Origin of the sequence: Erythrobacter sp. SDW2, from assembly GCF_021431965.1 — a bacterium.
In the GTDB taxonomy this organism is placed as follows: domain Bacteria; phylum Pseudomonadota; class Alphaproteobacteria; order Sphingomonadales; family Sphingomonadaceae; genus Parerythrobacter.
The window spans coordinates 2410418-2427848 of record NZ_CP090370.1 but is presented as its reverse complement, the minus strand read 5'-3'; the positions used below and the strand labels follow the sequence as shown (position 1 = coordinate 2427848).

Annotated in this window: 17 protein-coding genes; 11 read left to right on the top strand and 6 right to left on the bottom strand. The window is 63.7% G+C overall.

Features of this window, described 5'->3' with window-relative positions:
* Positions 1–39 precede the first annotated feature (39 nt).
* The 4 genes from LY632_RS11850 to LY632_RS11835 all read left to right on the top strand — a co-directional run bounded on the left by LY632_RS11850 (position 40) and on the right by LY632_RS11835 (position 3451).
* A complete protein-coding gene (locus LY632_RS11850; RefSeq protein ID WP_234091339.1) occupies positions 40–1200 on the top strand; it encodes a deoxyguanosinetriphosphate triphosphohydrolase in 1161 nt (386 codons plus the stop codon).
* Positions 1193–2185 (top strand): bile acid:sodium symporter family protein, encoded by a 993-nt coding sequence (locus LY632_RS11845; RefSeq protein WP_234091338.1) that lies wholly within the window; start codon positions 1193–1195, stop codon positions 2183–2185. Before LY632_RS11850 ends, LY632_RS11845 begins: the two co-directional genes overlap by 8 nt.
* A gap of 82 nt (positions 2186–2267) precedes the next feature.
* On the top strand, positions 2268–2966 hold the full coding sequence (locus tag LY632_RS11840) for an NAD(P)H-binding protein (RefSeq protein ID WP_234091337.1): 699 nt from the start codon (positions 2268–2270) through the stop codon (positions 2964–2966).
* A gap of 11 nt (positions 2967–2977) precedes the next feature.
* Positions 2978–3451, top strand: coding sequence for an ABA4-like family protein (locus LY632_RS11835; protein WP_234091336.1), 474 nt, complete (start codon positions 2978–2980; stop codon positions 3449–3451).
* On the opposite strand, the gene LY632_RS11830 is transcribed toward LY632_RS11835, so the two are convergent.
* Together LY632_RS11830 and LY632_RS11825 are read right to left on the bottom strand one after the other, a co-directional pair.
* Positions 3448–3576: an Entericidin EcnA/B family protein gene (locus LY632_RS11830; protein WP_234091335.1), complete on the bottom strand. Its 129-nt coding sequence runs from the start codon at positions 3574–3576 to the stop codon at positions 3448–3450. The two genes, LY632_RS11835 and LY632_RS11830, sit on opposite strands and share 4 nt — an antisense overlap.
* Before the next feature lie 31 nt (positions 3577–3607).
* Complete coding sequence (locus LY632_RS11825) at positions 3608–4531, bottom strand: DMT family transporter (RefSeq protein WP_234091334.1); 924 nt, start codon at positions 4529–4531, stop codon at positions 3608–3610.
* Positions 4532–4578: 47 nt separating this feature from the next.
* Between LY632_RS11825 and LY632_RS11820 the strand changes: the two genes are divergently transcribed.
* Positions 4579–4809 carry a hypothetical protein gene (locus LY632_RS11820; RefSeq protein ID WP_234091333.1) on the top strand — a complete coding sequence of 77 codons (231 nt, stop codon included), beginning with the start codon at positions 4579–4581 and terminating at the stop codon, positions 4807–4809.
* Between the two features lie 84 nt (positions 4810–4893).
* On the opposite strand, the gene LY632_RS11815 is transcribed toward LY632_RS11820, so the two are convergent.
* Both LY632_RS11815 and LY632_RS11810 read right to left on the bottom strand, forming a co-directional pair.
* A complete protein-coding gene (locus LY632_RS11815; protein WP_234091332.1) occupies positions 4894–6420 on the bottom strand; it encodes a CpaF family protein in 1527 nt (508 codons plus the stop codon).
* 100 nt (positions 6421–6520) lie between these two features.
* Positions 6521–7846: an O-antigen ligase gene (locus tag LY632_RS11810; RefSeq protein ID WP_234091331.1), complete on the bottom strand. Its 1326-nt coding sequence runs from the start codon at positions 7844–7846 to the stop codon at positions 6521–6523.
* A gap of 169 nt (positions 7847–8015) precedes the next feature.
* Between LY632_RS11810 and LY632_RS11805 the strand changes: the two genes are divergently transcribed.
* The 5 genes from LY632_RS11805 to LY632_RS11785 all read left to right on the top strand — a co-directional run bounded on the left by LY632_RS11805 (position 8016) and on the right by LY632_RS11785 (position 13984).
* Positions 8016–8921 (top strand): DMT family transporter, encoded by a 906-nt coding sequence (locus tag LY632_RS11805; RefSeq protein ID WP_234091330.1) that lies wholly within the window; start codon positions 8016–8018, stop codon positions 8919–8921.
* 34 nt (positions 8922–8955) lie between these two features.
* Complete coding sequence (locus LY632_RS11800; RefSeq protein WP_234091329.1) at positions 8956–9333, top strand: ribbon-helix-helix domain-containing protein; 378 nt, start codon at positions 8956–8958, stop codon at positions 9331–9333.
* Positions 9330–9710, top strand: coding sequence for a PIN domain-containing protein (locus tag LY632_RS11795; protein WP_234091328.1), 381 nt, complete (start codon positions 9330–9332; stop codon positions 9708–9710). Before LY632_RS11800 ends, LY632_RS11795 begins: the two co-directional genes overlap by 4 nt.
* Before the next feature lie 15 nt (positions 9711–9725).
* Positions 9726–11549 carry a glutamine--fructose-6-phosphate transaminase (isomerizing) gene (gene glmS / locus LY632_RS11790; RefSeq protein ID WP_234091327.1) on the top strand — a complete coding sequence of 608 codons (1824 nt, stop codon included), beginning with the start codon at positions 9726–9728 and terminating at the stop codon, positions 11547–11549.
* 191 nt (positions 11550–11740) lie between these two features.
* Entirely contained in the window at positions 11741–13984 is a 2244-nt protein-coding gene (locus tag LY632_RS11785; protein WP_234093230.1) for a bifunctional diguanylate cyclase/phosphodiesterase, read from the top strand.
* A gap of 16 nt (positions 13985–14000) precedes the next feature.
* Here LY632_RS11785 and purQ read toward each other — a convergent pair whose 3' ends face one another.
* Together purQ and purS are read right to left on the bottom strand one after the other, a co-directional pair.
* The gene (gene purQ / locus LY632_RS11780) at positions 14001–14672 is read right to left on the bottom strand and encodes a phosphoribosylformylglycinamidine synthase subunit PurQ (RefSeq protein WP_234091326.1); all 672 of its coding nucleotides are present in this window, start codon (positions 14670–14672) and stop codon (positions 14001–14003) included.
* Positions 14673–14676: 4 nt separating this feature from the next.
* On the bottom strand, positions 14677–14907 hold the full coding sequence (purS, locus tag LY632_RS11775; protein WP_234091325.1) for a phosphoribosylformylglycinamidine synthase subunit PurS: 231 nt from the start codon (positions 14905–14907) through the stop codon (positions 14677–14679).
* A gap of 297 nt (positions 14908–15204) precedes the next feature.
* On the opposite strand from purS, the gene LY632_RS11770 reads away from it, so the two are divergent.
* Complete coding sequence (locus LY632_RS11770; protein WP_234091324.1) at positions 15205–17430, top strand: TonB-dependent receptor; 2226 nt, start codon at positions 15205–15207, stop codon at positions 17428–17430.
* Position 17431 lies beyond the last annotated feature (1 nt).

Below are 17431 nucleotides of genomic sequence, written 5' to 3'. Positions count from 1 at the left end.
CCCGTTGTCGGCCCGCAAGGCTCCCAATAAGGCAGCGAGATGGTCCGCTCGCTGCTCGCTTCCGATCCAGCCCTCAGCCGTGGGCGCGAATTTGCCCACAATGCCAGCGAGACGCGCGGACCGCGCAGCGCATTCCAGCGTGACCGCGACCGGATCATCCACTCGATCGCCTTCCGCCGCCTCAAGTCCAAGACACAGGTCTTTGTCGCCCCTTACGGCGACCACTATCGTACCCGCCTCACCCACAGCCTCGAAGTGGCGCAGATCGGCCGGGTGCTGGCGCGGACGCTGGGCCTCGACGAAGACCTGACCGAGGCGCTGTGCCTCGCGCACGACATCGGCCACCCGCCGTTCGGCCACGCGGGCGAGAAGGCGCTCGACGAGGCGAGCGCCCGGCAGGGTGGGTTTGACCACAATGCGCAGACCCTGCGCACGCTGATGCGGCTCGAAAGCCCCTATCCCGCGCATGACGGCCTCAACCTCAGCTGGGAGGTGCTGGAGGGGCTGGCCAAGCACAATGGCCCCGTGACCCATGCCCATCCGGCGCTGGCCGAGCTCGATTCCGCCTATGCGCTCGACTTGCCGCAATGGTCCTCGCTCGAAGCGCAAGTGGCGGCGGTGGCGGACGACATCGCCTACGACAATCACGACATCGATGACGGCCTGCGCGCCGGTTTCCTGCACCTCGATGATTTGCTGGCGGTCGACTGGGTCGCCGATGGCTGGCGTGCGGTCGAGCAGCAGTATCCCCGGGTCGAGCGGAGTCGCTTGCTGCGCGAACTCGTCCGCAATCAGATCGGGCTGATGGTCAATGACGTGATCGAACATACCCGCGCCATGACCCGCGATCTTGCCTCGGCGGACGAGGTTCGGGCGGCTGGCCGGATGCTGGCGGGCTTCTCGCCAGCGATGCACGAGCAGGAGCGACAGCTGAAGGCCTTCATGTACGACCGGCTGTACTATCACCCCGAACAGGTCGCCGCTGCCGACAAAGCGCGGGAAGTGGTGGCCCGGCTCTATGCCGCCTACGAGCAGGAACCTGCGCTGATGGGCGAGGGGTGGGCGAAAGCGACACCTGCGGCAGAGCCGGATCGGACGCGCCATATCGTCGACTATATCGCCGGAATGACAGACCGCTTCGCGTTGAAGCAATGCCAGGAGATCTACGGCTTGGTGCCGGGCGACCTCAGCAATGTCTGAACCAGTTGGCCAGCCACGCTGGATTGCGCTGGCGACCAATCTGTTTGCGGTCTGGACCGTGCTGGGCGTGGCCTGGGCGTGGTTGGTTCCGGGGCATTTTGCATGGATCACCGGGTCGCAAATTGCCGGGCAGCCGCTGATATCGGTCATGCTGGGCGTGATCATGCTGGGTATGGGACTGACGCTGACGCTGGAGGATTTCCGCAAGGTGCTGGCGATGCCCCGCTGCGTTGCGGCAGGGGTGGCGCTGCAATTCACCGTTATGCCGCTCGCGGGCGTATTGGCGGCATGGGCGTTCGGACTGGAGCAAGGGCTGGCGGTGGGGATCATCCTCGTCGCCTGCTGCCCTGGCGGCACCGCGTCCAATGTCGTGGCTTATCTTGCCCGCGCCAATGTCGCGCTGTCGGTGGCGATGACGCTGTGTTCGACGCTGGTTGCCATCGTCGCGACGCCCTTACTGACCGGATGGCTGGGCGGGGTCTATGTCGAGATCGACCAGTGGAGCCTGTTCCGCAACATGGTCGCCATCGTGCTGATCCCGGTGGTGGCGGGCGTGCTGCTCAACACGCTGTTCCCGCACGCCACGCGGCAGGTGGCGCTCTGGTCGCCGCTGGTCTCGATCCTGGCGATCGTGTTGATCGTCGGCGCGATTGTCGGCAATTCGAAAACTCTGATTATCGAGCATGCCGGCGTGCTGTTGCTGGCGGTGTTTGTGCTTCATGCCACGGGCTTCGCGCTGGGGTGGCTGGCGCCGCGCCTGCTGGGTTTCGGGCGGGCAGAGGAGCGCACGATCAGCATCGAGGTCGGCATGCAGAACAGCGGCCTGGGTGCCAGTCTTGCAGCGCAGCCGAGCTTTGCCGCGCAGTTCGCCAATCCGTTGCAGGCAGCGCTGGCCCCGGTGCCGAGCGCAATCTCCTCGGTCTATCACGTAGTGATCGGTTCGCTCCTTGCCGGGCTGTGGAGCCGCAGCGGCGGCGGGCGGTGAGGCGCTTGCGGTGAGGGCCATGGATTCTTGCCGCCATGCCGCCTAAGGGCCGGGCATAACACCAACTAACGAAACCCGCCTGATGCCCAAAGCCGCCCGTATTGCCCTTGTCGGAGTCACCGGCATGATCGGCCAGTCGATCCTGCGCCAGGCGGTCGGGCGCGAGGACCTGAGGCTGATCGGGATTGCCCGCCGCGAAGTGCCATTGCCGCCGGGCGCGCGGATGGAGGTCTTCGTCGCCGAGCCCGACCGGTGGGGCGAGGTGTTCGAAGCGGTAAAGCCCGATGCGCTGATCTGCGCGCTCGGCACCACGATTGCCAAGGTCAACGGCGACAAGGATGCGTTTCGTGCGGTGGACCACAGGCTGGTCATCGCCACCGCCCGCGCAGCTCTCGCCGCTGGCATCCGGCGGATGGTCGCGGTCAGTTCCGTGGGTGCGGACCGGCATTCGAAGAACTTCTATCTCAGCGTGAAAGGCGAAACCGAAGCGGAACTGGCCAAGGCGGGTTTCAACCGGCTCGACATCCTGCGCCCGGGCCTGCTGGTCGGCCAGCGCCCCGGAGATCGTCGCCCCGCCGAGCGGCTCGGTATTGTCGCCAGCCCGGTCATGAACCTGCTGCTCCACGGCAGGTACCGCCAGTATCGCGCGATCAAGGCCGATACCGTCGCCACGGCCACGCTGGCGCTGGCCTTGCGCAAAACCCGCGGGCGCTACACGCACGACAATGATGCCATCGCCCGCGCCGGGGGCATGCTGCCCCAGCTCGATAGCGCGGACTGAGGAGAGCCACCATGTGGGTTTCGCTGTTTTCGTTTGTGAACATCGCCGCAATTGTGGCCTGGGTGATCCTGATCCTGTTGCCGCGCAAGGAACTGCTGCTGACAGTGGTGCTCTATTTGGGCATCGGGATGTTGTGCCTGGTCTATGCTGTCGGGCTGGTCGGAATCTTGACAGGGTGGCTCGACCCGGTCGGGCCGGCTGATGCGGGGGTCGACTTCACCACGCTGGAAGGCGTGCAGTCGATTTTCGCCTCGCAAGGCGGAACTACGGTGGGCTGGACCCACTACCTCGCTTTCGACCTGTTCGTGGGGCTATGGATCGCGCGCGACGCGGACCAGAAAGGCGTGGGGCGCCTATGGCAGGCACCAGTCCTGCTCGCGACCTTCATCGCCGGGCCGGTCGGCCTGCTGGTATGGCTGCTGGCACGCGAGCGCTGGCGTGGCCCGCGCACCAGCGAATCGCCATTGCGGCAGTTCAGACGTTAAATCACCCGGTCGCCGGCTTCGCCGACCGATTCAATATCGTTTCCGAGGCCCTTGACTGTGTTGCAGGCCGTCGTCGCCAGCGACATCGCGACGATGCCGAAGGCAAGAGCGATCTTCTTGGTCATTTCAACTCTCCTGATCCTGGATGATCGACTTTTATACGAGCGGAGAGGTTTCCCGTTCCTGTACCGAAATCGCCCGGCCCAGCCGGTGCTCCCGCCATGCGACGAGTAGACCCGCGCACATGATGAGCGGAGCGCCGAGCCACAATGTCGGGGGCGGGACGCGGTCGAAGATCGCCCAGCCGTATGTCACTGCCCAGATCAGCGCGGTGTAGTCGATGACGATGATGGTCGCGGCCGAGCCGAAGCGGAGCGAGTTGGTCAGCGCTATCTGCGCGACGGCACCGCTCAGCGCCATCGCCAGGATGACGAGCCAGGTTTGCGGGTCATGCGCCTTGACGAAGAAGGGCAGGGCCAGCGCCATCAGCGGGACGGTAAGGGCCGTGAACCAGAAAACGATGGCATAGGGTGTCTCGGTTTTGTTGAGGTCCTGGATCTGGAACGAGATCAGCGCCACCATGAAAGCGGCAACCAGCCCGACCAGCACGCCCCACAGGTCGACCTCGCCGCTGCTGCCCGGCTGCATCACGATCAGCACCCCGGCAAAGCCCAGGAAGACCGCGCTCCAGCGATAGATGCCGATCTTCTCGCGAAACAGCACCAGCGCCAGCAGCACGGCGAACATGGGGGTGGTGAAGCTGAGCGTCGTCGCCTCGGCCAGCGGCAGCAACATCACCGCGCCATAGACAAAGAACATGCCGCTAATGCCGTAGATTGCCCGCCGGGCATGCGCACCGAACCTTTGTGTCCTCAACTCGCCAAGCTTGCCCAGCACCGCCATCAACCCGCCTATCACCAGCATGGTGATGAACTGGCGCCAGAAAATCAGTTCGGGCAATTCGACCCCGCGCGTCCCGGCCACCTTGACCAGCATCGCCATGGTCGAAAGACAGAGTGCGGTGACGAGCCGCAGCAGCAGCGCGAGCATCGGGCGGGGGCGGGCGACGGAGCCATCCATGCCTTGCCCCTAGTCCAACCGCAGCCGAGTGCCCATATGGCGGCGCGATGGAATTTCTTCACCGCCTGATCTTTGCCGGCGATGCCGAACTGCTCGCCATGATCGGGGCGGGGCTGGTGCTGCTTGGCCTGCTCGCCAACTACATGGAACGCCGCCGCGTACGCCGCGCCCGGATCGACCAGGTCGGTTGGGTCCCGTGGCTGAGCCTGTTCATGGCCTCAACGCTCATTGGCGGCGGCTTGCTGATGATCGCGGTGCCGTCGATCCTGCGCGGCTAGGAACAGCATCTGTGTGGCTGCTGAGCACCGCGCGTAGCGCCGCAAGCGCGACCGCGCCGCGCCCGGCGGTTGAAGTCGCCTGCCCTACAGGCAGGCCTCCAAATAAGCCTGGTCGAAGCCGAACTGGCGGGCCTTTTCCAGCGTGTAGGGACGCAGGCCGCTCGAGCGGAACTCGCCAATGATCTTGCCGTCGTCGGTTTCGTCGAGATACTCGAACTTGAACAGGGTCTGGGTCACGATCACGTCGCCTTCCATCCCGATCACCTCGGTGATCTCGGTGGTGCGGCGCGAACCGTCACGCAGGCGCTTCACCTGCACGATCAGGTCGACCGATTCGGCGATCTGGCGGCTGATGGCTTCCTTGGGGATCTTGATATCGCCCATCAGGATCATGTTCTCCATACGGCCCAGGCACTCGCGCGGGCTGTTGGCGTGGAGCGTACACATCGATCCGTCATGGCCGGTGTTCATCGCCGCGAGCAGGTCGAAACATTCCGCGCCGCGAATTTCGCCCAGGATGATGCGGTCAGGACGCATACGCAGAGCGTTCTTGACCAGGTCACCGATGGTGATCGCGCCCTGGCCCTCGAGGTTCGGCGGTCGGGTTTCGAGCGGCAGCCAGTGGGGCTGCTGCAGACGCAGTTCGGCCGCGTCTTCGATCGTCAGCACGCGCTCGCCTGGGTCGATCATCTTCGACAGGGCGTTGAGCATGGTCGTTTTACCCGAACCGGTACCGCCCGAGATGACGATGTTCATGCGGCAGGCGCCGGCGACCTTGAGGCAGGTCGCCATCTTCTCGCTCATCGAACCGAAGTCCTTGAGCATGTCGATGGTGATCGGCTTTTCGGAGAACTTGCGGATCGAGATCGCCGTGCCGCGCAGCGACAGCGGCGGCACGATCACGTTGACGCGGCTGCCGTCCTTGAGGCGGGCGTCGGCCAGCGGCGTGGTCTGGTCGACGCGGCGGCCGACCTGGTTGACGATGCGCTGGGCAATCTGGAACAGGTGCTGTTCGTCGCGGAAACGGATCCCGGCGAGCTGCAACTTGCCTTTCTTTTCGATGTAGGTCTGGTCCGGCCCGTTGACCATGATGTCGGACACGTCCGGGTCATTGAGCAGCTCTTCGAGCGGACCGAAGCCGAGCAGTTCGTCGATCAGCACCTTTTCCAGCGCGAACTGTTCGCGACGGTTGAGGGTGACCTTGAGCTCGGCCAGCACTTCCATGATGATCGGGCGGAATTCTTCCGACAGCTCTTCCTTGGAGAGCGTGGCGGCCGCTTCGGGATCGACTCGTTCGAGCAGACGCGGCAGCACCTGCTCCTTGATCTTGTGGACGCTGGCTTCGAAGCCGCCAACTTCCTGCTGCTCGTGGACCGCATTGGCGCGGTCGGTGAGGCGGGTAAGCGCGTCGTCCTTGTTCGGAGCCGACGAAGCAGGAGCTGCAGGTGCCGTTTCTTCACCGGGCAGAGGCGGGAATTGGTCGCCGCCCGGGGGCGGGGCCTGGTCGCGAGGCGTCGCTGCGCCGCCCCTCATCGGCCGCGCAACACCGAATGCCGGACGTGCACCGGGTGCCATTCCCCCTGGCCCGTTCTTGCGTCCGAATGCACTCATCCCGCGTCCTCCGAGGAAACTGTCTCAAACCGTTCACGGCCATTGGTATCGATTGCCCAAGGCCACCTTCTGAAATTTGGTGAATAATGCGGAAACCTTATCATTTTCTGAAGGTCCCGCCGTTGCCAGCCTCTGCCAAGAGTATCGCAAGCGCGAGAAGGAACAGCACGGTCGGCAGGGCATAGAAGAACGGCCCGTCGACCATCGAAACGGCCAACAGCCCGGTGATGAGAGCCACGCATGGGTAGGTCAGTTCCGTCGGCGACTTGAGCAGGGACCGGGCTTTCCAGGCAAGGCGGGCGAGGATGGCGGCGAGCAAGCCGGTACCGATCACGCCCCATTGCAGCAGCAGCTGCAGGATCAGATTGTGCGGATGGTTGGAGAACCCGCGAGCGGCGGGTATTGCCTTGCGGAACTGCGCCTCGCCATATCCGAACCACGGATGCTCCGGTATGGCCGCAGCGGTCTGGCGCCACATCTCTGCCCGACCCGTCGTGTATTCTTCTCCCGGCAAGGTGCCGGTATCGAGCCGCAGGAAAATGTTGAGGGGACCAAAATGCTGGGCCGGCACCCAGGCGGCGGCCAGCAGAGTGGCGACTGCCAGCGCCGCAAGGGCACGGCCAGCAAAGGCCAGGCGTCGGCCCGACGGGCCGATCGCCAGCAAGACGCTCAACTGGACGAGCAGCGCGATGAAAGCCCCGCGCCCGCCGGTCCACATGATCATGAAGACACCGAGGAAGAACAGCAACGCAGGCCACGCTTCGTCCGTACGATCAGGTGCGTTCAACCAGAGGCCACCGGCAATGCCGGTCAATACAAGCGACAGGTAGCCGTAATGACGGATATTGGACACGCCGACGCCGAAGAGGGTCCATCTGAATTCACTGTTGCCCGAATTCCAGAGCCCGAAGCAGTAGGCGAGTACGAAAAGCAGTCCTAGCCCTGCGGCTGCGGCCACCAGGCAATCACGCCTCATGCCAGGGTTCTGAGTCAGATAGCCCCAAACGATGACGCCAAAACAGAAATGCAGGATTGTCATGGTGAAGCGAAGCTGGGCTTCACCCGGTCGGAACTCTGCTCCCAGCAGGCTTATGGTAATTGATGTGGCCCACAGCGCGCCGAGGATCTTGGCGGTCGAGGACAGTTCGAAACCGGCCCAATTCCGGCTCGCGAGGGCCTTTGCCGCGACAACCAGCATAGTGACTTCGGCCACCAGGATCGGGACCGAGAAGGTCCGGAGCGCCGCCTTGGCATAGACCGTCTCCATCGTCACGAGGCCGAAAACAGGCGCCATCAGCAGCAGAGCCAGCACGAACAAGCGATCCATCCGGTTCATGGATGCGAGATGCCGCACCAAGGCACCGGGTGCAGCCGATGGGCGCTGCGCTCGTCGATTGTCGTCCATTGTTCTGTCCTTGCGCGGCATGGCCTGTCCTGTCCCGGCGACCCGCTGTCAGTCGATCGCTAACAGAAACGCGTTAAGCGGGCGTAAACCATCTGCCGGTCGCGTCCCAATGGCCTTTGACAGCGTGAGGGATGCCCCCTACCGCGCCTCGCAAACGTAGCAGCCTCACAGCAACATACAGGTTCACTCGATGGAGCAAAGCGAACGCAGCGGCATCCTGCTTGCGCTGGCCGGCTTTGCGGTGCTGGCGTTCGGTGATGCCGTTATCAAGTCCATGGCCGGGATGTGGTCACCCATCGCGGTGGCGGCGTTGCGCTTCACGATCGGCGCGGCGGGCCTGTCGACCTTGCTGGCGATGCGCGAAGGCAGGGCAGGATTCCGCCCCAAGAACCCCTTGCTGCAGCTGGGCCGCGGACTGTGCCTGTGCGGTGCGACCCTTACCTTCTTCAGCGCCATTTTCGTGATGCCATTGGCGGAGGCGACATCGCTGGTGTTTCTGGCTCCGATCCTGACCGCTCTGCTGAGCGGGCCGGTGTTGGGCGAAAAGGTCCGTCCGGCGACCTTCGTGGCATCGGCGATTGCTTTCGTCGGGGTGATAGTGGTGCTGCGGCCCAACCTGGCCGAAGTCGGACTGGCGGCCTTGCTGCCGCTAGGGGCAGCCTGCTGCATGGCCCTGCTGATGCTCGCGAACCGCGCTTCTGCCGGGCAGGGCAGCCCGCTGTCGATGCAGGTATACATGGCCCTTGTTGCGGCACCCGTCCTTTGGCTGGCAGCACTTGCCGGCGGGACATCAGGGTCGCCGATGTTTGCCTTGGGCGCGCCTTCCATCGATGTCGTGCTCCGGTGCGGCATTGTGGCGGTCACCGCCAGTACGGCGCATTGGCTGATCTTCCACGGCACGACGCGGGCAGGTGCCGCCATTGTCGCACCGATGACATACGTCCAGCTGATCGTTGCGGTATCGCTGGGGTGGTGGTGGTTCGGCGACCGGCCGGACGGGGTAACCATGTTGGGAGCAACAGTGATCATCGGTGCCGGGCTCTACCTGTGGCGCGACAACACGCGAAAGATGGAAGTCACCGAAGCACCTACTTGACATGATATCATGATATGATATCAGTATATCAACAATGACCCGAATCCTCGCCGACCTGCCCGATGACGACATCAAGTGGCTTGACCAGCTCGCTGCCGAGCAGGGCAAGTCGCGCGCGCAGGTTCTACGGGAAGCGGTGGCGGAGTACCGCGCGGAAACGACCCCGGCGGCGGCCAAGGAATGGCTTTCCGTCGGCTTTGGCGCGTGGAAAGAGCGCACAGATCTGGGTGATGCGGTCGAATGGCAGCGGCGAGAACGTGCTGCTTCAACGCGCCCGTGGGATGATGACTACGAAGAGGTCAGGGCTGAATTCCCCGACCTTTTCGACGAGGAGGATGATCGCCAGCGCCAGATTCACCTGGACATGCTGGCGGGCAAATATCCCACGCCGAAAAAGCCCTCTCGCAAATGAGCGGCTTTGCCTTCGATTCCAACATAATCATCGATGCGCTGGCCGGGTTGGACCTGGCCCACACCGAGATCGACCGTGCGACCGACTTCGGCGCCCGCGCATGGATCAGCCGGGCAGTCTGGATCGAAGTCATGTCGAAGGGCGAGGGTGAGGGCCTCAGGCGCGCCGAGATCCTGTTGTCGGGCTTCGGCGTGGACGAGATCGACGCCGAGATAGGTCAGCGCGCAGCCGCCTTGCGGCGCGAGCGAACTCGCCTCAATGCGATGGATGCGATCATACTGGCGACGGCGCAAACGCGCGGCCGGGTGCTCATTACACGAAATACCAAGGATTTCCCGGCAGAGATGCCTGGCATCCGTGTCCCCTACATCTTGTAACGAAAGCGAAAATCCATGTGCGGCATTATCGGAATTGTGGGCAAGGAACCGGTTGCGGACCGGCTGGTCGATGGCCTGCGGCGAATGGAATATCGCGGCTATGACAGTGCCGGCGTCTGCACCGTCAACGGCGGCGTGCTGGTGCGCCGCCGGGCGAGCGGCAAGCTGGCGAACCTGGCCGGCGAACTCGCCCGCAGCCCTGCACCCGGCACCATAGGCATAGCCCACACCCGCTGGGCCACCCACGGTGCGCCAACCGAGAACAACGCCCACCCGCATGCGACAGATGAGGTCGCGCTGGTTCACAACGGCATTATCGAGAACTTCAAGCCGCTGCGGGCCGAACTGGAAGCGGCCGGGCGCAGGCTCGAAAGCGACACCGACAGCGAAGTGGTCGCGCACCTGGTCTCGGCCGAAGTGGAGAAGGGCGCATCGCCCGAACAGGCGGTAAAGGCCGTTCTGCCGCGCCTGCGCGGAGCCTTTGCCCTGGCCATCGCTTTCCGCCAGTATCCCGACCTGTTGATTGGCGCTCGCCTCGGCTCGCCGCTGGTGGTCGGCTATGGTGACGGCGAGACCTATTTGGGTTCGGATGCGCTGGCGCTCGCCCCGCTGACCCAGAAGATCGCCTATCTGGACGAGGGCGACTGGGTCGTAATCACCCGCGCCGGGGCGCAAATCTTCGACCTCGAGAACAATCCGGTGATGCGCGAGATCGTCACATCGGGTGCCTCCGCTGCCGCGGTCGAGAAGGGCAATTACCGCCACTTCATGCAGAAGGAGATCTTCGAGCAACCCACCGTGGTCGCGCAAACGCTCAACTCCTACGTCCGCCAGGCAGACGAGAGCGTGGCGCTGCCGCAGATCGACTTCGACCTGTCCGCGATCAAGCGTATCACCATCGTTGCCTGTGGAACCTCGTTCTATGCCGGGATGGTGGCGAAATACTGGATCGAGACCTTCGCCCGCGTCCCGGTCGATATCGATGTTGCCAGCGAGTTCCGCTACCGCGATCCGGTGCTGGAAGACGGAGGCCTCGCCATCTTCATCTCGCAAAGTGGTGAGACTGCCGATACGCTGGCGGCGCTGCGACATTGCAAGGAAAACGGCCAGACCATCGCTGCCGTCGTCAACGTGCCGACCAGCACCATGGCGCGCGAGGCCGACCTGCTGCTGCCGACCCACGCCGGTCCGGAAATCGGCGTCGCTTCGACCAAGGCCTTCACTTGCCAGCTGGCCGTGCTGGCCGCACTTGCGGCGCATCTTGCAGTCAAGAAGGGGCGCATGACTCGCGAAGAAGAGCAGGAGGTTGTGCGCCACCTCATCGAGGCGCCCGCCGCGCTCAACGCTGCGCTCGACCATGATGACGATATCGCCGCCATGGCGCCGCTGATCGCACCGGCGCGCGATGTGCTCTACCTCGGGCGCGGACCGGACTATCCACTGGCAATGGAGGGTGCGCTCAAGCTCAAGGAAATCAGCTACATCCACGCCGAAGGTTATGCCGCGGGCGAAATGAAGCACGGCCCGATTGCGCTGATCGACGAGGCGGTGCCGGTGATCGTGCTCGCTCCGTCAGGCCCCCTTTTCGAGAAGACGGTCTCCAACATGCAGGAGGTACGTGCGCGGGGAGGCAAGATCGTGCTGATTTCGGATGCCGAGGGATTGGAGGAAGCAGGCGAGGGCTGTCTTGGGACTATCGAGATGCCCAAGGTCCACCCGCTGATCGCGCCACTGGTCTATGCCGTGCCGGTGCAACTGCTGGCCTATCACGTTGCCGTGGTCAAGGGCACCGATGTCGACCAGCCGCGCAACCTCGCGAAGTCGGTCACGGTGGAATAGATTCCGGTGAATGAGCAAGGCGGCTTCCAAATGGCCGCCCTGCTTTACGGGGAAATAACCTTTTACACCTAACGCTCGCCATCGTGAGCGAGAACCGAACCGAAACGCTGTCTTTGCCAGCGAAATTGCCCTTGCTTGCGCTCGTGGGCCTCAAGGATTCCGAAGGCGTCGACTGGCCGCGTCTGCGGGCAATGCAATATGCGCGTCTCGGCGAGATTACCAAGCTGCGCGTCGTTTCGCACATCGTCACTGCCTTGCTGCTCGTGGGCGCTACCTGGATGTTTATTCCCTGGTTGTGGCTGGCCGGATGGGCGGGCGGGTTGGCGCTCGCGGTCGTTCACCTGACCATGCGAGACGTGGAACTGACCCGTCTCGACGGTCGTACGCTCGAGCGGGCCGATGCCATCAAACATGCCAAGGGCGCCTCGATTGTGGCGGCTGTCTGGGCAGTACCGCTTTTGCTTGCGACCATGGCGGGAACTCCTGCCGATATCGTCAGGGTATGGGCGATTGTCATGATCGTCCCACTGGTGGCGGCGATCACGATCGGCACCGCTCCGCTGGGAGCTTTCGCCTGTCTCATCGTCATATGCCTGACGGGCCTGGTCACTTTGACCATCGCCGGTCAATACGCGGTGGCAGCCAGTGCCATCTGGATCGGCGGCTTGATCGGGTTCGGGCTCATAACACGGGCACAATCCTTCCTGCGCGGTGCCGTTGCCGAGGCCGGCATGGCCGAGCGCAACGAGGTCGTCTCGCTGCTGCTGCGCGAATTCGAAGAGAACGAGGCCGACTGGCTGTGGCAAGTCGACACGACCCGCAAGGTCCGCTCGGCCAGCCCGCGATTTGCTTTCGCGCTTGGCCTTGAGCCCGAGGAAGCAGAGGGCAAACCTTTCCTCCAGCTCATCGCCGGCAAAGCCTGGGACACCGGGCAGTTCCCCACCAGCCTGCACGATCTCGCCGAGCGCCTGAAACGCCGCGAGAGTTTCTCCAACTTGCTGGTCAAGGTGACCATTGGTTCCGAAAACCGGTGGTGGGAGCTTTCCGGCACGCCGATCCTCGACGAGAAGGGCCAGCATGTCGGCTTCCGCGGTGTCGGTTCCGATGTGACCGAACAACGCGAGTCCTCGGAGAAGATCGCCTATCTCGCACGGTACGATACGCTCACCGAAATGCCCAACCGCCTGATGCTCAACGAAGCCTTGGGTGAAGCCATGCGTTATGCCCGCCAGTGGCGGTCGCGCTGTGCATTCCTGATGATCGACCTCGATCGGTTCAAATCGGTCAACGATTCACTCGGCCACCTGGTTGGGGACCGGCTGCTGGCGCAGGTCTCGGCGCGGCTCAAGGAATTGATGACCGAGAACGAGATGTGCGGCAGGCTCGGTGGAGACGAATTCGCCATCGTGATCCGCGATGCATCGGACCGCGGCCACGTCGAACAGGTCGCACGCAGGATCATCCACCGCCTGTCGCAGCCCTATGAAGTGGATCACCATACACTCTATGTCGGTGCCAGCGTCGGCTCGGCTGTCGCGCCGCGCGATGGAAAGAGCGTCGAGGAACTGATGCGCAATGCCGACCTTGCGCTCTACCGCGCCAAGGACCTCGGCGGGACCGAACATTGCAGCTACGAACCTTCGCTCCACAAATCAGCCGAAGAGCGCCGCCAGCTCGAATTCTCGCTCCGCCAGGCGCTCGATAACAACGAGATGCTGCTGCACTTCCAGCCGGTGGTCGATGCCAACACCGAGACCATCGTCAGCTTCGAAGCGCTGCTGCGCTGGGACAGCAAGGAACATGGCTTTGTCAGCCCAGTGAAGTTCATCCCGCTGGCAGAAGAAACCCGTTTGATCGTTCCGATCGGCGCATGGGTGCTGGAACAGGCCTGTATCGAGGCCGCCGGCTGGCCCGCGCCGATCAAGGTCAACGTCAATGTCTCGCCGGAACAGCTGGTCGAACCGGATTTCGCCGCCACGGTGGTGCGTGCCCTGTCCGTCAGCGGGCTGGAGCCCAGCCGGCTCGAGCTGGAAGTCACCGAAAGCATTTTCCTGCGCGATGCCAATGTCGCGCGCGGGGCGCTGGAGGAGGTCATGGCGCTGGGCTGCCAGGTCGCACTCGACGACTTCGGGACCGGCTATTCCTCGCTCGGCTACCTGCGCAAGCTGCGCTTCTCGACTATCAAGGTCGACCGCAGCTTCGTCCAGGGCGCGGCGCAGGGCAGCAATGAAAGCGTCGCGATTATCCGTGCGGTGGTGGCGATGGCGGACAGTCTCGAGATGACCACCACCGCCGAAGGCGTCGAGAACGCCGAAGAAGCGAAGATGATCCGCGAGATGGGCTGCACCAAGATCCAGGGTTACTACTTCGGCAGGCCGATGCCGAGCCGCGAAGCACGCGCCCTGTTCGACCGTCAGGACCGGATGATCGCCTGACCTATCAGGGGTCGGCTCAGGCCGTCGCGAGCCGTTCCAGCGCGGCCTTGAAAAGCGGCAGCCCGTCAGTTCCGCCATGCGCGGGTTCGATCGCACGCTCCGGGTGCGGCATCATCCCCAGCACATTGCCCGCTGCGTTGAGGATCCCGGCGATATCGCGCTGCGAACCATTGGGATTGTCGAGATAGCGGAAGGCCACCCGGCCTTCGCCTTCGAGCCGGTCGAGCGTCTCCCCGTCGGCAAAGTAATTGCCGTCATGGTGGGCAATCGGAATCGCGATGGTCTGACCCGCGTCATAGCCGCCGGTAAACAGCGACTGGCTGTTCTCGACCTTGAGTTCGACCGTGCGGCAAACGAAGTTCTGGCCTGCATTGCGCATCAGCGCGCCGGGCAGCAAATTGGCTTCGGTCAGCACCTGGAAGCCGTTACACACGCCCAGCAGGGGCACGCCGCGACCAGCTTCGCGGATCACGGCACGCATGATCGGGCTTCTGGCCGCCATCGCGCCGGAACGCAGGTAGTCGCCATAAGAGAAACCGCCGGGCAGGGCGATGAAGTCGAGCCCCTCTGGCAGGTCGCTGTCGCCGTGCCATACTCGCAGCGGAGGGCTTCCGCTGGCCTGTTCCAGCGCCACCGCCATGTCGCGGTCGCAGTTCGATCCGGGAAAGGTGATGACCGCGGTCTTCATGGGGTCAGGCCTTCTCGATACGGTAGTTTTCGATCACTGTGTTGGCGAGCAGCTTCTCGCACATTTCGGTAAGGTCCGCGTCGCTGGTGCCGTCTGCCACGTCGAGTTCGATCAGGCGGCCGATGCGGACGTCGTCCACGCCCTCGAAACCAAGACCCTCGAGCGCGTGATGAACCGCGCGACCTTGCGGGTCGAGCACCCCGGGCTTGAGGCTGACGTGGACGCGGATTTTCATGGCAGGAGCTCCGGAGCGATAAGTGGCGGCTTGGCTGGAGCCCGGTCCCTATAGCGATACCTTGCCGCGCCGCAATCCCGGGCTAGCGGCATTTCCCGCTTCATCTCCCGCCCCGGACGGATGTTACCGTTACATTCCTGCTACACTCGCTCGTCAAACGGTGGCGAAATGCAATGAATTGGGGGGCGAACCTCTCCGCGTTCTCGCCCTGTTAGGCAATTCGGGGCATGTAGCGCCTCAGTATTCCCACGTGCCCAATAATTCGCTGAGTCCAGCAACTCTTGCCGCGAGGAACCGATGAGCACCTTCCAGAACATTCTCCGTACCACGCTGGCATCATCCAGCATTGCCGCGTTGGCCATGGCCGCCCCTGCCGTTGCACAGGATCAGGATGAGGCCGGCGCAGAAACCTCGGGCGGCGGGCTCGATGTCATCGTCGTGACCGCCAACCGCCGCGAGGAAAACCTGCAGGATGTGGCGATCTCTGCCGCAACGCTCGACGATAGTAGGGTCCAGACTCTGTTCGCCGGCGGGACGGACAACACCGCCCTGTCGGGGCAGGTCCCGGGCCTGTTCGTGGAAAGCTCCAATGGCCGCGCCGCGCCGCGTTTCTATATCCGCGGCCTCGGCAACACCGACTTCGATCTCGCCGCCTCGCAGCCGGTTTCCGTCATCATGGACGACGTGGTGCTGGAAAACGTGACGCTGAAGAGCTTCCCGATCTTCGACGTCGAACGGATCGAGGTCCTGCGCGGCCCGCAAGGTACGCTGTTCGGGCGCAACACCCCGGCCGGTATCGTCAAGATCGACACCCGCAAGCCGGGCTTCGACACCGATGGCAGCGCTTCGCTCAGCGTCGGCACGCTCGGCTCGGTCGCACTCGATTTCGGGGCCAACATCGTGCTCGAGCCGGAAAAGATTGCCGTGCGCCTGTCGGGTCTCTGGCAGCATCGAGGCAACTGGGTCGACAACGGCTTTACCGGTGAAGAAAATGCACTGGGCGGGTTCGACGATATCGCCGTGCGCGGCCAATTGCTGTTCCAGTTTTCCGAGGACGCCTCGTTCCTGGTCAATGCCCAGTATCGCGACCTCGACGGCACCTCGACCCTGTTCCGGGCCAACATCCTTGGTCCGGGCAACAACAACCTCAATGCCAATTATGACCGCGACACCGTGTTTTACGATGCCGGGGCGGACAACCAGGCGCGATACAAAACCTTCGGCCTCAGCGGCAAGCTGGAGTGGGCGACCGATGCCGTCACGCTGACCTCGATCACGTCTTACTACAACAGCGACGGTTCGAGCCGCGGCGACATCGACGGCGGCTTTGGCGCCTCGTTCCTGCCGGTGATGGGCCCCGGCTTCATTCCTTTCCCGTCCGACACGCAGGACTCGATCGAGCTTGAGCAGGCGACCCACGAAGTGCGGCTGGCTTCCAATGGCGAAGGCCCATTGACCTGGCAGGTCGGCGGATACGGCTTCTGGAGCCAGTTCGATGTGACGACGGTCGGTTTCCCCTTCCCGCCCCCGGTTACTGTTCGCCACGGCAACGATGCCTGGGCGGTGTTTGGCCAGGTGACGAGCCAGCTGGGTGAGGCCGTGCGCCTGACCGGCGGTCTGCGCTACACGGAAGACGACAAGAATTTCCGCGTCGTTTCGGGTTCGTTCGGCCCGCAGTTCCGCTCGGTCGAGGACTCGCGGGTGACCTGGGACCTGAGCGCATTTGCCGATGTTTCGGATGATGCCAGCGTCTACGCCCGCGTCGCCAGCGGCTTCCGTGCTCCGACCATCCAGGGCCGCGACGTGGCCTTCTTCTCGCCGCCGTCGATCGCGACGAGCGAGAAGATCATGTCCTACGAAGCCGGCTTCAAGTCGGAGCTGGCCGACCGCACTGTGCGGCTCAACGGCGCGGTGTATTATTACACGGTCGATGATCCGCAATTCTCCGCAGTCGGCGGCGCCGGCAACCTGGTTCAGCTGGTCAATGCCAACAAGGGCGTCGGCTATGGTTTCGAACTCGACAGCGCTTTCCAGCTGAGCGAGTTCTTCACCGTGACCGCCGGCCTCGCCTGGAACAAGACCGAGATCCAGGACAACGCGCTGGCGGTGGGCATCTGCGCCCAGTGCACCGTTACCGATCCGACGACTGTGATAGCGGGCACCACCCGCGCGCTGGTGGATGGCAACCCGTTCCCCAACGCCCCGGAATTCACTGCCGACATCACCGCTGAACTCAACATCCCGATGGGCGACGATCACAAGATATTCGTCTTCACCGACTGGCAGTACCAGGGGAAGACCAACTTCTTCCTCTACGAAAGCCGCGAGTTCAATTCGAACAACCAGATCGAAGGCGGCCTGCGCATCGGTTACGGTCCGGTCGACGATCGCTGGGCAGTGGCGCTGTTCGCGCGCAACATCACCGACGAGGACAATGTCCGCGGCGGTATCGATTTCAACAACAACACCGCCTTCGTCAACGAGCCGCGCATCATCGGCGTCTCGGCGACGTTCAACTACTGAT

Excerpts from the sequence above, each read along its gene's own strand:
- LY632_RS11850 (WP_234091339.1), top strand. The coding sequence starts at position 40 with ATGGTCCGCTCGCTGCTCGCTTCCGATCCAGCCCTCAGCCGTGGGCGC.
- LY632_RS11840 (WP_234091337.1), top strand. The coding sequence starts at position 2,268 with ATGCCCAAAGCCGCCCGTATTGCCCTTGTCGGAGTCACCGGCATGATC.
- LY632_RS11805 (WP_234091330.1), top strand. The coding sequence starts at position 8,016 with ATGGAGCAAAGCGAACGCAGCGGCATCCTGCTTGCGCTGGCCGGCTTT.
- LY632_RS11825 (WP_234091334.1), bottom strand. The coding sequence starts at position 4,531 with ATGGATGGCTCCGTCGCCCGCCCCCGCCCGATGCTCGCGCTGCTGCTG.
- LY632_RS11770 (WP_234091324.1), top strand. The coding sequence starts at position 15,205 with ATGAGCACCTTCCAGAACATTCTCCGTACCACGCTGGCATCATCCAGC.
- purS (WP_234091325.1), bottom strand. The coding sequence starts at position 14,907 with ATGAAAATCCGCGTCCACGTCAGCCTCAAGCCCGGGGTGCTCGACCCG.
- LY632_RS11845 (WP_234091338.1), top strand. The coding sequence starts at position 1,193 with ATGTCTGAACCAGTTGGCCAGCCACGCTGGATTGCGCTGGCGACCAAT.
- LY632_RS11830 (WP_234091335.1), bottom strand. The coding sequence starts at position 3,576 with ATGACCAAGAAGATCGCTCTTGCCTTCGGCATCGTCGCGATGTCGCTG.
- LY632_RS11815 (WP_234091332.1), bottom strand. The coding sequence starts at position 6,420 with ATGAGTGCATTCGGACGCAAGAACGGGCCAGGGGGAATGGCACCCGGT.
- LY632_RS11785 (WP_234093230.1), top strand. The coding sequence starts at position 11,741 with ATGCAATATGCGCGTCTCGGCGAGATTACCAAGCTGCGCGTCGTTTCG.
- LY632_RS11810 (WP_234091331.1), bottom strand. The coding sequence starts at position 7,846 with ATGCCGCGCAAGGACAGAACAATGGACGACAATCGACGAGCGCAGCGC.
- glmS (WP_234091327.1), top strand. The coding sequence starts at position 9,726 with ATGTGCGGCATTATCGGAATTGTGGGCAAGGAACCGGTTGCGGACCGG.
- LY632_RS11835 (WP_234091336.1), top strand. The coding sequence starts at position 2,978 with ATGTGGGTTTCGCTGTTTTCGTTTGTGAACATCGCCGCAATTGTGGCC.
- LY632_RS11795 (WP_234091328.1), top strand. The coding sequence starts at position 9,330 with ATGAGCGGCTTTGCCTTCGATTCCAACATAATCATCGATGCGCTGGCC.
- LY632_RS11820 (WP_234091333.1), top strand. The coding sequence starts at position 4,579 with ATGGAATTTCTTCACCGCCTGATCTTTGCCGGCGATGCCGAACTGCTC.
- LY632_RS11800 (WP_234091329.1), top strand. The coding sequence starts at position 8,956 with ATGACCCGAATCCTCGCCGACCTGCCCGATGACGACATCAAGTGGCTT.
- purQ (WP_234091326.1), bottom strand. The coding sequence starts at position 14,672 with ATGAAGACCGCGGTCATCACCTTTCCCGGATCGAACTGCGACCGCGAC.